Origin of the sequence: Roseburia inulinivorans DSM 16841, assembly GCF_000174195.1 — a bacterium.
GTDB lineage: Bacteria > Bacillota > Clostridia > Lachnospirales > Lachnospiraceae > Roseburia > Roseburia inulinivorans.
The window spans coordinates 25,956-41,526 of record NZ_ACFY01000023.1 but is presented as its reverse complement, the minus strand read 5'-3'; the positions used below and the strand labels follow the sequence as shown (position 1 = coordinate 41,526).

Sequence of the window (15,571 nt, the reverse complement as noted above, 5' to 3'; positions counted from 1 at the left end):
TCGGTTCATATGCATCAACCACGATACCATTATAATTTTCCGTGTGGTCGATCAGATAAGGGTTCATAAGCACTCCGTCATTGGCGATCGCTGACACAACGAGCGCCATATGCATCGGTGTCACCAGCGTTTTTCCCTGCCCGATAGACGTCTCTAACACCGTAGACACATCTGCATCCGCATCCAGTGAGAAACTGCTCTTTGAGGATTCAAACCTGAGTGGAAGGCTCGTATTAAAGAGCAAGCTGTCACACAGCTCTGTAAAAGAATCCGGATTCAGAGTAAGACCTAACGATGCAAACGAAGAATTACAGGAATCGGCAAATGAGCCGATCAGATCTTCCTGTCCGTGCCGCTTGTTTTTGTAACAGTGAATGACCGAATCCCCCTCTGTGAATTTACCATTGCAGTCAAAGGAATAATCTTCATAATCACTGTTTTCATGTACATATTCCAATGTCGTAAAAATTTTAAACACAGATCCCGGCGGATAAAGTCCCTGCGTCGCACGGTTTAGCAGCACAGAGCTCTCACTGTCTTCTGCTGTCAGTTCATCCCAGTCTTCTGCGATATTATTTGGATCGTAATCCGGTTTTGACACCATGGCAAGTATTTTCCCGGTCGATGGCTCCATCACGACAATGGCTCCATCATATTTTCCTAATGCCTCGTATGCCGTATCCTGCAGATCATAATTTAACGTTGTCACCACATTGTCACCAATGTTCTTCTCTCCCTGAAGTTCATTGACCACTTTCTCCAAAGTCATCGTGTGGGAGCGCAGCAGGTTAAAATTGGCAATCGATTCCAGTCCGGACTTTCCGTTGGTAGAGAAACCAACGACATGCGCAAACATATTGGCATACGGATAATATCTTGTCTCTGTCCCATCCGTATCTGTGATCGTTTCTGCGAGTATGTGGCCATCGGCAGAAATAATTTCGCCGCGCGTCACCTTCCTTGCAAAAAGATCCTGTCTTTTATTATAAGGACTATTGATAAAATCTTCACTTTTTACAAACTGGAAATATGCAAAATATCCCATCATGCAGACAAAAAGCACAAGAACTGCATAGGTAATGACCGTAAATTCCCGGTTGTTTTTACGAGAGTTTTTCGATGTCTGCGTTTTCGAATCCGGTTGTCTTTTTTCTGTTTTGTCTGTTTTTCCTGCTTTTAGACGCATTTATCTCTCCTTCATCCTGTCTCAAAATATACAATCCCTGAATCACTGCAAAAATGATCATAGAACTTAACAGGGAACTTCCTCCGTAACTCACAAGCGGAAGTGTCACTCCGGTAGACGGAATAAACTTTGTGACGCCTCCGATCGTCAGGAATACCTGAAATGCATAAATCGTTCCAAGTCCGAGTGCCACAAGTTTATAAAACTGATCTTTCATCTGCATCGCAATATTTAAAAACATCAGAAAGCAGCTAAAACATACCATGATCAGGCACAGTGCAAAAATACCGCCAAGTTCCTCTGAGACTGCTGAAAAAATAAAATCCTGTTTTACGACCGGTATTTTATCCGGCAGACCCTGATATAATCCCATTCCAAACCATCCGCCTGTTCCAATGGCAAACAGTGACTGCGAGATCTGGTATCCCTCCTTATCGATATATGCCAGCGGATTCTGCCATGCTCTCACCCTCACCCGGATATGGGAAAAAAAGATGGTAAGCCACCACAGAAGCTGCGCTTCCGGCGGCAAGTCCGCCCGCAAAATAAAGCACTTTTTTCGTTGCAACATAAAGCATGACCACATAAGTCACGAAAAACAACAGTGCTGCACCGAGGTCGCGGGATGCCACAAGGATCAGCACATGGATCGCAGCGATCACCGTTGTCACACACACACGTTGAAAAGAAGTATCCTGATATAACATGCCTGCCACAAAAAATACAAATAAAATTTTTACGAACTCACTCGGCTGGATCGAAATTCCTGCAATGGAGAGCGAAATTTTAGCTCCATAACTTGTATTTCCGGCGATCGTCACAACCAAAAGCGCCAGGATCCCAACGATTGCAAATAACCAGTATAATTTCCGCACAAATCCAACCCGGTTGATCAATACCGGGATGATGAGCGAAAATATCATCGACACCAGTGCTATAAAATATTGTTTTCTGGCGCTGTCAAAAGAAAGCCTTGTCAGCATGATAAACCCGATCGTCAAAAGCATGCACAGATTGTTCGTCAAAAGTCTCGATGATCTGCTGTAAAACAATTGATAACAGGTCTGTATCATCGCCAGAAGTACCGCCTGCGCCGCATAAAAAATCAGCATACTGATATCCTCCGTCACCAGATAGATCACCCCAAAGGCATCAAAGTGGATCAGAAAGATTGCTGCGCACTGTCTGCTTAAAATATGTTCTCTTTGTTCCGGTTTGATTTTCTGACGAAATGCCGCAAAGCACTCGTACGTATAAAAAGCAAACATAAAGATCATGAAATATTTTGATATTTCTATGATAAGATTCGTCATGTTTTACTCTACTCCTCTTTTATAATGACCATTGGTATACTCCCCCTGGTACACATCTGCGAGGTTTTTTCTTCCCTCATAAAATACAGTCTCATAAATCGCAAGGATCTGCCGCACTTTCTCCTCACTCTCCACCGTAAAGTTCAGTCTGAAGTTGGAAAAATCTGCTTTTTGCAGCTCCTTCCCATAGCCAAACAACATCAGTGGCGTCGTATTATAAATGGTATTATAACATTCCATACAGTTATTTTTGACCGGGAAAAATTTTCCATAACGGTCTTTTAAATATGTTACTACAGATGTCGTATCACATTTTCCGGTATTGGCATGCACACACTGCGCCGATGTCATCAACGGGAGATATCCATAAAGTACCACCTCGCTGTCTGTATTATCCCTCTTTTTCAGTTCACCACGGTTTAATTCATAAGGTGTCGTCATACGGACCGGATGAAATTCACGGAACATTTCCTGTGCTCTGTGATTATAAGTATAAAGCCCCTGATCAAAGATTATTGGCATCTGCGGCAGATACTTATGTACAAACCAGACTGCATCCAGACTCTTTACCACCACTCCATCCACAGAACAGCTGTCCAGTTGTTTCAGGGATCCCAGATAAAAATCCGAGGTGTTTTTCCGAAAAACAGATGGGAACACATAATATGCCTTTTTCCCCGCCGCATGAATTTTTGCAATATCCGCTTTTAATTCTTCCCACAAATCCTTTCTGCGGTAGCAGGCCTGATCCAGATAAATATCAGAAACCAGTTCATTCTCCAAAAGCGGCTGTAACTGACATCTCTGCTCTGTCAGAGCAGACAAATATTTCTCTGGTGTACCGGCTGTACTCTCCTGCGCCTTCATTCCGGCACGATCCACCTGTTCCACCTCCCTGCGGAACTGTTCCACGCAAAGCTTTTCCAGTCCTTCTAACGCATCTCTTCTGAGCTGGTTTAGAGATTTCATCGGAAGGAAAATGGCATCCTTCATCGCAATTGTAAGATTCTCAAACTCAAACGGTGTGTTTCCTGTTTTCTCCATGTTCTCACGTACCTTTTCCATGGATAATGGCTGCTTTAATGCAGGCTGTACCACATCACCGCATGCTGTATAACGAAGATCGCCCATTGTCACGTCCAGTATAGCAGACGAATCTTGGGATAATATTAAATTTCCATTGATTTTTTCTTTTATTTCACCACGGCAGAAATCTTCCCTGACTTTCTCCTGAAGCGCTTCATTTCCTTTTGCATGGTTTGGTTTCTGGAACGTAATCATATCTTTTCCATTATGTTTCTCATAATAACCCTTCGTAAAACCACTCCGGTTTCCAAAGTCATAAAGCTTTTGCATATCCTCTTTGGATACATGATAGTCTTTCGCACCATATTCGAAATATCGATCCATATATTTACGATAGACAGACACAACACCGGCAGCATATTCTGCCTGTTTCATTCTGCCTTCAATTTTAAACGAGAAAATACCGCTCTCTGCAAGCTTTGGGATATCCTCGATCGTGCAGAGATCTTTCGGGCTTAACACAAATGGCTCACAGGCAATTTTTTTCCGCTTCGCATCGTAAACTTCATATGGAAGCCTGCATGGCTGCGCACATCTGCCGCGGTTTCCGCTCCTGCCTCCAAGCATACTGCTGAGCAGACACTGTCCGGAATAACAGTAACACAATGCTCCATGCACAAAACTTTCAATCTCGATATCCACATGATCTGCAATATCCTTAATCTCCGCAAACGACATCTCACGCGCTGTCACGACCCTTGTCGCCCCAAGCTCTTTCATCATTTCCGCACCATAACGGTTACAGATAGTCATCTGGGTACTTGTGTGAATATCCATTTTCGGAAAATACTCACGGATAAACTGAAAAGCCCCCATATCCTGCACGATCACGGCATCTAATCCCTGCTCATAATATGGGCGCAGATAGTCATATAACTGCGCTTCTAACTCTTCTTCTTTCAACAGCGTATTTACGGTAAGATAGAGTTGTTTTCCATGTATATGTGCTTCGTCAATTGCACGCAGCAGTTCTTCCTCGGAAAAATTATTGGCATACGCTCTGGCGCCGAACTGTCCGCCACCTACGTACACAGCGTCTGCCCCTGCATTTAGTACCGCCCTGAAAATATCATACGAACCGGCCGGTGCTAATAATTCTAATTGATTTTTTTTCATCTTTTCACCTGTTTATTTTCAAACCTGAACATTGTCTATAAGGAAAAAGGGACGATAAAATCGTCCCCGTATCTATTCTTCTTTTTTTGCGTTCTTTTCTTCTCCGTGCTTCTTTGCACCAGGAACTTTTCCAAGCAGGGCATCCTCTAAAGAAGCCTCCAGTTTTGTTTTGTTTAACAGAAGTTCTTTGTTCGCAGCCTCTAATTTGGCTTTGCTCAACAGAAGTTCTTTATTCTCAGCCTGCAATTCTGTCAGAGTCTTCTCATCGCTCTCGGTTTTGATCTGGTTTGAGATCAGATCATGCTTCAGATTGTAAATCTCACGATCCTTCATCTCAATATCCTGTTCTAACTTCTCCACCTGTGCTTTTGCCTTAAAATAATCATCCGCAATATTCAGCTGTAACAGAGTTGCTTTCATATCCGTCGGAAATCTCCGATAGTCTTCCATGGAATCAAACTCATTGATTTTATTGTTGATATAAGCTGCTACCTTCTGCAGATATTCTTCTCCTTCATAGCCGCTTAAAGTATAAACTTTACCGCCAATGATCACTTCAGCACTGGACTTCTCAGACATAACGATCTCCTCCCGGCAGGCTTTTGCCTTTTCCAATATACGTACAAGCTATAGTATATGTTATATATTATATAAGCAAGATATTGTAAAAGCAATAACAACTTGCACTATTTTTCAATTCCAAAATGCTGATAGGCAAGATCTGTTACCATTCTGCCCTTTGGTGTCCGGATCACAAAACCGTTCTGGACAAGATACGGCTCGTAGACATCTTCGATTGTTCCGGAATCCTCCCCGATGGAAGCTGCCAGTGTGTCCAGTCCCACCGGTCCGCCCTGAAACTTTTCAATAATTGTCATCAGGATGTTCCTGTCATTCTGATCAAGACCAAACTTGTCGACTTCCAAAAGATCTAACGCAAAAGACGCAACATCTTTTGTGATCCTTCCGTCATATTTCACTTCTGCAAAATCTCTGACACGCTTTAAAAGACGATTGGCGAGTCGCGGTGTTCCTCTTGATCTTCTTGCAAGCTCGTAGGCTCCATCCTCGTCAATCTCAACGCCTAACTTCTCTGACGAATGGATAATAATGGTTTTCAGTTCATCCACCGTGTAAAATTCAAGATGATGGATCACACCAAACCTGTCCCGGAGCGGTGCAGACAAAAGACCTGCCCTTGTCGTTGCCCCTACCAGTGTAAACTTCGGAAGGTCAAGACGGATGGAACGTGCGGTAGCCCCTTTTCCGATCATAATATCGATCACGTAATCCTCCATGGCCGGATAGAGCACCTCTTCCACCTGGCGGTTCAGGCGATGGATCTCATCCACGAACAAAATATCTCCCTCCTGCAGATTGCTTAAGATTGCCGCCATCTCACCCGGCTTTCCAATTGCAGGTCCAGAAGTGATCTTCATGTGGGTTCCCATCTCATTTGCAATAATGCCCGCCAATGTGGTCTTGCCAAGTCCCGGAGGCCCAAAAAACAGGACATGATCCAAAGATTCTCCACGCTGTTTTGCCGCTTCAATGTAAACCTTTAAATTCTTCTTGGCTTTCTGCTGTCCAATGTAATCGTCTAACGTCTGCGGTCTTAGATTTTTTTCAATTTTAATATCCTCATCCTGAACCTGAGTGGAAATTACTCTCTTTTCCATGTTACCTGTCCTTTTTTACATAAAAGCCATATTTTTCAATGCAGCCTTTAAGATGTCTTCCACATCGGTATCATCTGTAATCTCAATACCGTTTAATGCTTTTAATGCCTCTGAGGAGGAATAACCCAGCGCAACCAGTGCCTCAATGGCCTCATTTTTTGCTCCTTTGGCTTTGTTCTGGACCGGGTTATCATTCTTTGCCAGTTTCTGCTCAAATGCATCCTCAAGGCTCAATTTATCTTTTAATTCCAGAATCAGACGCTGTGCCGTCTTTGCTCCGACACCCGGCGCTTTTGCGATTGCCTTTGCATCATCTCCAAGCACAGCAAACCGGAGGTCATCTGTCGTCATGACAGAGAGTATCGCAAGTGCGCCTTTCGGTCCGATTCCGCTCACTCCAAGCAGGAGTCTGAACACAAACAGATCATCTTTGGTGAGAAATCCAAATAAGATCATCGCATCCTCCCGCACATGCAGATAAGTATAAACTTTTACCTCTTCCCCCATGGACGGCAGATACTGAAAGGTCTGACCTGTCGTAAAGATCTGATACCCGATCCCGCCAGCCTCGACCACGATATAATCTTCGCCTGTCTCTTCTAATGTTCCTTTTATATATGCATACATCCTTTTTTATCCTGCTTTCACGAATCATTAAGCAAGTCTGCCAATGTAATAGAATCCTTTACATTCCTCAAGCACAACATTCTGGATCGTTCCGATCATGTCCGCCGTTCCCGGGAAATGTACTGTTGAATTATTAGTCAGTTTTCCGGTGACAAGAGATGCATCCTGTCCGTTCACTTCCTCAACTAATACCGGAAGTGTCTGACCTGTAAGTTTTCCCGCCTTCTCAGCAGAAATTGTCTGAACCTCATGTAGCAGACGGTCAAATCGTTCCTTGATCACCTCTTCCGGAATCTGGTCATCCATTGTCGCTGCCGGTGTTCCGGTTCTCTTGGAATATATAAACGTAAACGCACTGTCATAGCGGACTCTGCGCACAACATCCATCGTCTCCTCAAAATCTTCCTCGGTCTCTCCCGGGAAACCTACGATAATATCGGTTGTAAGTGCAATATCCGGCACTGCCGCCCTGATCTTATCCACCAATTCCAGATAATGTTCCTTGTCATAATGACGGTTCATGATTTTTAAAATGCGGCTGCTTCCAGACTGCAATGGCAAATGAAGGTGATTGCAGATCTTTTTGGAATTCTTCATCACTTCGATCAGTTCATCCGATAAATCCTTCGGATGGGAAGTCATAAACCGGATACGCTCCAGTCCCTCGATCTTTTCAATCTCCTGCAAAAGCTGTGCAAACGTCATCGGATGTTCCAGATTCCTGCCATAAGAATTGACATTCTGTCCCAGCAGCATCACTTCCACAACGCCGTCCTGCACTAAATGTTCAATCTCACGCACGATCTCTTTCGGCTCACGGCTCCGCTCACGTCCACGCACGTAAGGAACGATACAGTAACTACAGAAATTATTGCAGCCGAACATGATATTCACACCAGATTTAAAGGAATACTTCCGCTCGACCGGAAGGTCTTCCACAATCTTGTCAGTATCTTTCCAGATATCAATTGTCATGGAATCAGACTCCAGTGCTGTCACAATCAGTTCTGCAAATTTATAAATATTGTGGGTTCCAAAAATCAGATCCACAAACCGGTAACTGTTCTGTATCTTTTCAACAACGGTTGGCTCCTGCATCATACATCCGCAGAGTCCGATCATCATATATGGGTTCTTTTTCTTAAAGCCATGTAAGTAACCAAGTCTGCCGTAAACCTTATTATTGGCATTCTCACGAACAGTACAGGTATTATAAATGACAAAATCGGCCTTTTCATCCGGTGCTTCCACATAACCGATTTTTTCCAGAATACCGACTAATTTCTCGGAATCCCTGGCATTCATCTGGCACCCGAACGTCGTCACGCAGAATGTGAGCGGCGCTCCCTTCTGCTCTGCTAATTCTGCAACATATTTTTTTGCAATATCCATGAAATAATACTGTCTTGCCGGCTCCTCGGAAGGAATCTGCTTTTTATCAATAATGGTAATGTTTCTCTTTTCTTTCATTGTGTTATCCTATCTTTTCTTAAATTATAGCATACTTTTATCGCTTTAGCAAACATATGTTCTGTTTTTTTATAGAACATACCGCAAGTCAGTATTTTATCATTTATTTCCGGATCTGTCCATTCCCGTAAATAATATATTTTGTGCTGGTCAGGGCGATCAGTCCCATCGGTCCTCTCGCATGGAGCTTCTGTGTGGAAATTCCAATCTCCGCACCAAATCCGAACTCAAATCCGTCCGTAAAACGTGTCGAGGCATTCACATAAACACATGCTGCATCAATCTCATTTAAGAACTTCTCCGCATTGGAATAATTGTTTGTGATGATTGCCTCGGAATGGCCTGTGTTGTATTGATTGATATGGGCAATGGCCTCATCAATGGAGGAAACTGTCTTCGCAGAAAGTTTGTAATCCAAATACTCTCTCCCCCAGTCTTCCTCAGTTGCAGGAACAAGCAATTCCCTTTTCATGCAGCCTTCACCTGCAATCTGCATCACTTTTTCGTCTCCATGGACTTCCACGTTCTTCTCTGCGAGACGCTTCATTAATTCCGGCAGAAATGTATCTGCAATTTTTTCATGGATGACAAGCGATTCACATGCATTGCACACACCAATCCTCTGTGTCTTGGCATTTAATATAATATCCATTGCCATATCAAAATCCGCAGTCTCATCCACAAAAATATGACAATTTCCGGTTCCTGTTTCAATGACCGGGATTGTTGCCTGATTTACAACAGCTTTGATCAGCCCTGCTCCGCCTCTTGGAATCAGTACATCCACATATTCATTCATTTTCATAAAGGCTGCTGCTGTCTCTCTCGATGTATCCTCGATCAAAGCAATTGCCTGCTCTGGAAGTCCCTCTTTTACAAGTGCTTTGCGGATTGTCTCCACGATTGCAATATTGGAATGAATCGCATCACTGCCACCCTTTAAAATCACAACATTTCCAGTCTTAAAGCAAAGGGCAAATGCATCAGCCGTCACGTTTGGTCTTGCCTCATAAATAATTCCGACAACGCCAAGCGGTACTCGTTTCTGACCAATCATAAGTCCGTTTGGTCTTTTTTTCATTCCCAGGACCTCCCCGATCGGATCATCCAGCGCTGCAACCTGCCGCAGTCCTTCCGCCATCTGCGCAATCCGCACTTCTGTCAAGAGCAGACGATCAAGCAGCCCTTCCGGCATATGATTTTTCTTACCATTCTCAATATCAATTTTGTTGGCATCCAAAATGGAATTTTGTTCTTTCACTAAAAAATCTGCTACTGCAAGAAGTGCCTGATTTTTCGTGTTTGTATCAAGTATTCCAATTTTTGGTGCAATTGCTTTTGCCTGTTTACAAATTTCCAATAATTCCATTCTATACTCCCTTTCTGATCACTTCTGTCTCGGTATATATTTCATGCATTTCGACATCATAAATATCGGTTACCAAAGATTCTTCTAACTGATTTGCATAACAGACCGCATATCGTTTCAGCTTCGGATTTTTTGCAAAAAAGCGGTCATAATAACCCTTTCCATATCCATAACGGCTGCCGTCCCTGCCAAACACGCTTCCCGGAACAATGACCGGCTGTTTGTCCGGAACTGCCCTGACACAGTTTTCCATTGGTTCCATCACATGAAATGCGCCCTCTTTCAACTGCATAAAATCATCTATATAGTAAAAATCCATCTGATTTTCTTCCCTTGTTCTCGGAAGTGCAATCTTTTTCCCATCTGACCATGCCTGTAAAAACAATGCACGGCAGTCCACCTCATTTTTCAACGGATAATAAGCAAAAATTTCCTGCGCATTTTGATACCAGCCGGTTTGAAGCAGCCTCTTTACAATAACACCGCTTTTTTCCGCTACCTCTTTCTCTGACATTGCATTTCGGATTGCAAGATGTTCCTTACGAAAGCTTTTTTGGATTTGTTTCCATATTTTTCACCAAGGTTTTCTATGGTTCCATCCTCATTTTTGGATATCAATATTATTCAACTGTGCCGTGAGATTCTTCTTCACATCCGCCACAAATTGTTTGCGCAGAAGCGCCTGTTCCTTTTTTTCCGCCTCGGTCAGTCCCTCGGCTTTTGATTTTCTGTATAACTCATTAATTCTGTCGATTTTTGATTGTTCCATTATCCTATTGTCTCCATTATAAAATCTGCGATATGAAAGCTTTCGCTCTTATCGGCTTTAAAAATTGTTCCTGTAAAATCATCATCAATAATATGATGTAAAATGCAGACATCCACGCCATTGGCAATGACCATATCTGCACCGGAAAGCGTTGCAATCTTTGCCGCGGTGAGTTTTGTCGCCATGCCGCCGGTTCCGACATCACTTCCAGTAGAACCTTTCGCCATGCCAAGCAGTTTCGTGTCTATCTTATCTACTACTTTAATTAATTTTGCGTCTGGATTTTTATGCGGATCATCCGTAAACAAACCATCGATATCCGACAAAAGGATCAAAAGGTCTGCTCCTACCAGAGAAGAAACGATTGCTGACAATGTATCATTGTCACCAAACTGCATTTCATAAGTAGAAACTGTATCATTTTCATTTACAATCGGGATTACCCCAAGCCGAAATAGCTCCTCAAATGTATTCTGGGCGTTTTCTCTCGACACTGGGTTTACCATTGTATTTTTTGTCATCAGGATCTGTCCTGCGATCTGGTTGTACTCTGCAAACATTCTCTGATATGTCATCATGAGTCTTGCCTGTCCAACCGCCGCACATGCCTGCTTTGTGGAAATATCCTTTGGCCGCTCATTCAGACCGATCGTCTGCCGCCCCACTGCAATTGCACCGGAACTTACCAGACATACATCCATTCCGCGGTTTCTCATATCACAGAGTTCACGCACCAGATGTTCCAGTTTCGTAAAATTCAGATTTCCAGTTTCTCCTCTGTTCAAAGAAGAGGAACCGATTTTTACAACTACTCTTTTTTTCTTAGTAAAATCAAATTCTTTCTCGCTCATGCTGCCCCTCTTTATGCTACCGTCTATAGGCAATTGCGAAACTCATCTTAATCTTCTTAAATTGTGAGAAATTAACAAAAAAATTCAAGTTAGTTTTTTATGAGTTTCGCAATTGTCTATGTAACTTCCATTTTTTCCGGTGAAGTTTGAATACACAATGCTTTCAAACTTATATAGGTTTTTCGAACTTCACGTCAAATATAACTTTAACATATCTTTTTCCAAATATCAAAATACTTTTTTCATTTACCACAGCAAAGTGCATATTTTAATCCGACTAAAATAATTCATATGTCATAATAAGCTTAAAAAGGTTGCTATATTAAGTCTGACCTAACATAGCAACCTTTCCCAAGTTCTTTGAAATCTAATATTTGTGCTCTGTCTTATTATCCTAGAGAATGATCTTCTTCGGACACTTCTCAGCACAGAGACCGCATTTTGTACATTTCTCCTGATCGATGTATGCAACATTATCCACTACGTGAACTGCATCAGATGGGCAGTTTTTCTCACATAAGTGACAGGCAATACATCCAACAGAACATGCCTTCATAACATCTTTACCTTTGTCTTTGGAGCTGCACTGTACAATATGTTTTGCGCTCACTGGTAAAAGCTCAATCAGATGTTTTGGACATGCAGCAACACATTTGCCACATGCTTTACATGCATCCTTGTCAACAACTGCAACACCGTCTACGACATGGATCGCATCGAATGGACATGCTTTCACACAGTTACCAAATCCAAGACATCCGTAGTTACAGGATTTTGGTCCACCATTTGGAACAAATGCCATAGCGGCACAATCCTGAACTCCTGTGTACTCATAGTCCTGATTTGCTTTTTCACAGGTTCCGGCACATTTTACAAATGCTGCTTTGCGCTCGCCTTCCTCTGCTTTGACACCCATGATCTCACCGATCTTGGCTGCAACAGGTGCTCCACCAACCGGACACTGATTGACTGGAGCTTCCCCTTTTACGATAGCGGCTGCAAGTCCGGAACATCCGGCATATCCACAACCACCACAGTTATTTCCAGGAAGAGCCTCTGTAACGGCTACTTCTCTCTCATCTACTTCTACTTTGAATTTTTCTCCGGAAACACCAAGGAAAAATCCAATTAAAATACCAACACCGCCGACTACAACGGCTGCAAAAATAATTGCTGTAACGTTCATCGTCTTTTTCCTCCTAAATCATTCCTGAGAATCCCATGAATGCGATTGACATCAGACATGCTGTGATCAGTACAATTGCAGTTCCCTGGAAAGGCTTTGGAATATCATTGTATTCAATCTTCTCACGAAGTCCAGCCATAATTACGATTGCGATCAGGAAACCAAATGCAGTTGCAAAACCATTTACAACACCCTGAAGAATATTATATTCTTTGGTAACGTTTGTAAGTGCAACACCTAATACGGCACAGTTTGTTGTGATCAGTGGTAAGTACACACCCAAGCTCTTGTATAAAGCTGGCATGGATTTCTTTAAGAACATCTCTACAAACTGTACTAATGCTGCGATAACAAGAATGAATACGATCGTCTGTAAATAAGTAAGGTCAATGCCCTTGCTTAACAGATATTCATTTGCAAGAATATATTTATAAATCAATCCGGTTACAAAAGATGAAATTGTAATAACGAATACAACTGCGCCACCCATTCCGGCTGCGGTCTCAGTTTTCTTGGATACACCTAAGAATGGACAGATACCAAGGAACTGGCTTAATACAACGTTATTTACAATCGCAGATCCGACTGCAATTAAAATTAATTCTTTCATCTGTATCTATCCTCCTACTCTGTTTTTTCAGCTGCTGCTGATTCCGGTTTTTACCGGTACATGTTGCAGACATTCCACATCCTGCACAATCACCAGTGATACATCCGGATGGTTTTGCAAGTGGTTTGCCTTTTGCTTCCATCTTAGCTCTTACAATATTCATAACAGCAACCAGACATGCAAGTACAAGGAATGCACCAGGTGCCATAACGAAGATTGTGATTGGTGTGAACCAGCTTAAAGAAAGAACCTGTGCGCCAAAAATCTGTCCTGCACCGAGTAATTCACGGAACAGACCGATCAATGTCAGACCAAGTGTAAATCCAAGCCCCATACCAAGTCCATCGAAGATAGAAGGAACAACCGGATTCTTGGAGGCATAGCTTTCCGCACGTCCTAAGATGATACAGTTTACAACGATCAGAGGAATATACACACCCAGAGAGTCAGAAAGACTTGGTGTATAAGCCTGCATCATAAACTGTACAACTGTAACGAGTGAAGCAACGATCACAATGTAAGCCGGCATACGCACACCGTTTGGAATGACCTTACGGAACGCTGAGATCAATAAGTTGGACAATACCAATACTACAGTTGTAGAAAGTCCCATACCAAGTCCGTTGATAGCAGATGATGTAACCGCCAAAGTAGGACACATTCCAAGCATCAGAACGAAGGTCGGGTTTTCTTTGATAATACCGTTATATAAACGTTCTACATTTTTGTTCATTAGTTTGTACCTCCTAATACATTCTGGAAGTATGCGATGCAGGCATTCACACCGTTTGCCATAGCTTTGGATGTGATCGTTGCACCTGAGATAGATTCGATCTCACTGTCAGAAGAAGGTGCTGCTTTTACAACAGTGAAAGAATCAACGTTCTTTCCTTCGAACTGGCTATAGAAAGCTTCTTCCTGTGCTTTCATACCAAGTCCAGGTGTTTCTGCGATATTTGTAATAGAATAGCCATTTACAGTGCCATCATTCTGGATACCAACAGAGAAGGTAATGCTTGCCTGGCTGGCGTCTTTTGCTGTAACGGTCAAAACATAACCGATCACATTGCCGCTTGCATCGAGTGCTGTATTCACACTGTCGATCTGGTCAGAAAAACCTTTTTCTGTCATGAGTGCTGCTGCTGCGTCTGCATCAAAATCACTGTATTCCTCAAAAGATGCTGCATCTTCAAATACCTGTTTGTAGGCAGCCTGTGTTTTTTCGTAATTTACCTGATCAATGGAAGGTTTGGTAATTCCATAGACAACTCCGAGGATCAAACCAAGAACGACTGTAAATGCGAATAAAACCAAAGCGTCATGTACGATCTTTTTATTCATAATTTACTTTGCCTCCTTTTCAGGTTTTGTTTTCACAACACCAAAAGCGTTTGGTACTGTGTATTTCTCGATCATAGGAACTAAGAGGTTGCTTAAGATAATTGCAAAGGAAACTCCTTCTGCATTGGCTCCGAAGCAACGGAACAGTCCTGTGAAAATACCACAGCAGATACCAAAAATGATCTGTCCTCTTGGTGTGATCGGAGAAGTTACATAGTCTGTCGCCATGAAGAATGCACCAAGCATTAATCCACCGCCGCAGAGCTGTGCTGTCACATAGTTCATGTCAAATCCATGTCCACCAAACAGCAGAATGAATACAACAAATGTAATAATATAGGAAGCCGGGATTCTAAGGTCGATAACGCCCATTAAAATCAGGAAGATAGCTCCGATCAGAATTGCGATCGCAGATGTCTCACCGATCGTACCTGCTGTCTTACCGATCAGCATGCTCATGGTGTTCACTGCTTCCCCATTTCTCATCTGTGCAAGTGGTGTTGCTCCTGAGTATGCGCCTACAGTGAAGTTTGTCATATCCGCTGCAAATGCGATCAGTAAGAAACATCTTGCTCCGAGAGCCGGGTTCATGAAGTTCTGTCCAAGTCCACCGAACATCATCTTAACAATGACGATTGCAAACGCACCGCCGATCACTGCCTCCCACCAAGGAAGTGATGCCGGAAGGTTTAATGCAAGAAGTAAACCTGTTACAACGGCACTTAAATCATCGATGCTGTTCTTTTTATGTACGATCTTGTTGAAGATCCATTCGGAAGCTACACAGCTTGCGATAGTTACTAAAATTAAAATTAACGCTCTGATACCAAAGTTATAAATACCAAACAAACTGGTTGGCAGTAATGCCATGATCACATAAAGCATAATTTTGCTTGTTGTGTCTTTCGAGCGTACGTGTGGTGATGATGAAACATGATATAAATCACTCACGGGATCCACCTCTTTCT

At 42.7% G+C, this 15,571-nt stretch carries 14 protein-coding genes and 2 pseudogenes; all 16 read right to left on the bottom strand.

Features of this window, described 5'->3' with window-relative positions; translation table 11 throughout:
* A partial coding sequence (locus ROSEINA2194_RS02355; protein ID WP_044926963.1) for a penicillin-binding transpeptidase domain-containing protein occupies positions 1-1,186 on the bottom strand: 1,186 nt, incomplete at its 3' end.
* Positions 1,104-2,499: pseudogene (locus ROSEINA2194_RS23835) on the bottom strand (FtsW/RodA/SpoVE family cell cycle protein). The pseudogene ROSEINA2194_RS23835 and the gene ROSEINA2194_RS02355, both read right to left, overlap by 83 nt.
* Positions 2,500-2,502: 3 nt before the next feature.
* A complete protein-coding gene (locus ROSEINA2194_RS02345; RefSeq protein ID WP_007882918.1) occupies positions 2,503-4,701 on the bottom strand; it encodes a U32 family peptidase in 2,199 nt (732 codons plus the stop codon).
* 72 nt (positions 4,702-4,773) lie between these two features.
* A complete protein-coding gene (locus ROSEINA2194_RS02340; protein ID WP_021924140.1) occupies positions 4,774-5,280 on the bottom strand; it encodes a cell division protein ZapA in 507 nt (168 codons plus the stop codon).
* 107 nt (positions 5,281-5,387) lie between these two features.
* Entirely contained in the window at positions 5,388-6,380 is a 993-nt protein-coding gene (gene ruvB / locus ROSEINA2194_RS02335) for a Holliday junction branch migration DNA helicase RuvB (RefSeq protein WP_007882908.1), read from the bottom strand.
* A gap of 15 nt (positions 6,381-6,395) precedes the next feature.
* Positions 6,396-7,007, bottom strand: a complete 612-nt coding sequence (ruvA, locus tag ROSEINA2194_RS02330; protein WP_007882907.1) for a Holliday junction branch migration protein RuvA — start codon at positions 7,005-7,007, stop codon at positions 6,396-6,398.
* Positions 7,008-7,034: 27 nt separating this feature from the next.
* Positions 7,035-8,477 (bottom strand): tRNA (N6-isopentenyl adenosine(37)-C2)-methylthiotransferase MiaB, encoded by a 1,443-nt coding sequence (gene miaB, locus ROSEINA2194_RS02325; RefSeq protein WP_007882906.1) that lies wholly within the window; start codon positions 8,475-8,477, stop codon positions 7,035-7,037.
* A 103-nt stretch (positions 8,478-8,580) separates the two neighbouring features.
* On the bottom strand, positions 8,581-9,846 hold the full coding sequence (locus ROSEINA2194_RS02320) for a glutamate-5-semialdehyde dehydrogenase (RefSeq protein WP_007882905.1): 1,266 nt from the start codon (positions 9,844-9,846) through the stop codon (positions 8,581-8,583).
* A gap of 1 nt (position 9,847) precedes the next feature.
* Positions 9,848-10,360 (bottom strand): 5-formyltetrahydrofolate cyclo-ligase, encoded by a 513-nt coding sequence (locus ROSEINA2194_RS02315; RefSeq protein WP_007882903.1) that lies wholly within the window; start codon positions 10,358-10,360, stop codon positions 9,848-9,850.
* Positions 10,342-10,615: pseudogene (locus ROSEINA2194_RS23430) on the bottom strand (DUF896 domain-containing protein). The gene ROSEINA2194_RS02315 and the pseudogene ROSEINA2194_RS23430 overlap by 19 nt, the downstream one beginning before the upstream one ends.
* Positions 10,615-11,466, bottom strand: a complete 852-nt coding sequence (gene proB, locus ROSEINA2194_RS02305; RefSeq protein ID WP_007882896.1) for a glutamate 5-kinase — start codon at positions 11,464-11,466, stop codon at positions 10,615-10,617. Before proB ends, ROSEINA2194_RS23430 begins: the two are co-directional and overlap by 1 nt.
* 394 nt (positions 11,467-11,860) lie before the next feature.
* Positions 11,861-12,652, bottom strand: a complete 792-nt coding sequence (gene rnfB / locus ROSEINA2194_RS02300) for an RnfABCDGE type electron transport complex subunit B (RefSeq protein ID WP_007882894.1) — start codon at positions 12,650-12,652, stop codon at positions 11,861-11,863.
* Between the two features lie 13 nt (positions 12,653-12,665).
* Positions 12,666-13,262 carry an electron transport complex protein RnfA gene (locus ROSEINA2194_RS02295; RefSeq protein ID WP_007882893.1) on the bottom strand — a complete coding sequence of 199 codons (597 nt, stop codon included), beginning with the start codon at positions 13,260-13,262 and terminating at the stop codon, positions 12,666-12,668.
* Positions 13,216-13,995: an electron transport complex subunit RsxE gene (rsxE, locus tag ROSEINA2194_RS02290; RefSeq protein ID WP_007882892.1), complete on the bottom strand. Its 780-nt coding sequence runs from the start codon at positions 13,993-13,995 to the stop codon at positions 13,216-13,218. The genes ROSEINA2194_RS02295 and rsxE overlap by 47 nt, the downstream gene beginning before the upstream one ends.
* Positions 13,995-14,603, bottom strand: a complete 609-nt coding sequence (locus tag ROSEINA2194_RS02285) for an RnfABCDGE type electron transport complex subunit G (protein WP_007882891.1) — start codon at positions 14,601-14,603, stop codon at positions 13,995-13,997. Before ROSEINA2194_RS02285 ends, rsxE begins: the two co-directional genes overlap by 1 nt.
* A 3-nt stretch (positions 14,604-14,606) precedes the next feature.
* Positions 14,607-15,554, bottom strand: a complete 948-nt coding sequence (locus ROSEINA2194_RS02280) for an RnfABCDGE type electron transport complex subunit D (protein WP_081453859.1) — start codon at positions 15,552-15,554, stop codon at positions 14,607-14,609.
* Between the last annotated feature and the right edge of the window lie 17 nt (positions 15,555-15,571).

Excerpts from the sequence above, each read along its gene's own strand:
- ROSEINA2194_RS02345 (WP_007882918.1), bottom strand. The coding sequence starts at position 4,701 with ATGAAAAAAAATCAATTAGAATTATTAGCACCGGCCGGTTCGTATGAT.
- ROSEINA2194_RS02340 (WP_021924140.1), bottom strand. The coding sequence starts at position 5,280 with ATGTCTGAGAAGTCCAGTGCTGAAGTGATCATTGGCGGTAAAGTTTAT.
- ruvB (WP_007882908.1), bottom strand. The coding sequence starts at position 6,380 with ATGGAAAAGAGAGTAATTTCCACTCAGGTTCAGGATGAGGATATTAAA.
- ruvA (WP_007882907.1), bottom strand. The coding sequence starts at position 7,007 with ATGTATGCATATATAAAAGGAACATTAGAAGAGACAGGCGAAGATTAT.
- miaB (WP_007882906.1), bottom strand. The coding sequence starts at position 8,477 with ATGAAAGAAAAGAGAAACATTACCATTATTGATAAAAAGCAGATTCCT.
- ROSEINA2194_RS02320 (WP_007882905.1), bottom strand. The coding sequence starts at position 9,846 with ATGGAATTATTGGAAATTTGTAAACAGGCAAAAGCAATTGCACCAAAA.
- ROSEINA2194_RS02315 (WP_007882903.1), bottom strand. The coding sequence starts at position 10,360 with ATGTCAGAGAAAGAGGTAGCGGAAAAAAGCGGTGTTATTGTAAAGAGG.
- proB (WP_007882896.1), bottom strand. The coding sequence starts at position 11,466 with ATGAGCGAGAAAGAATTTGATTTTACTAAGAAAAAAAGAGTAGTTGTA.
- rnfB (WP_007882894.1), bottom strand. The coding sequence starts at position 12,652 with ATGAACGTTACAGCAATTATTTTTGCAGCCGTTGTAGTCGGCGGTGTT.
- ROSEINA2194_RS02295 (WP_007882893.1), bottom strand. The coding sequence starts at position 13,262 with ATGAAAGAATTAATTTTAATTGCAGTCGGATCTGCGATTGTAAATAAC.
- rsxE (WP_007882892.1), bottom strand. The coding sequence starts at position 13,995 with ATGAACAAAAATGTAGAACGTTTATATAACGGTATTATCAAAGAAAAC.
- ROSEINA2194_RS02285 (WP_007882891.1), bottom strand. The coding sequence starts at position 14,603 with ATGAATAAAAAGATCGTACATGACGCTTTGGTTTTATTCGCATTTACA.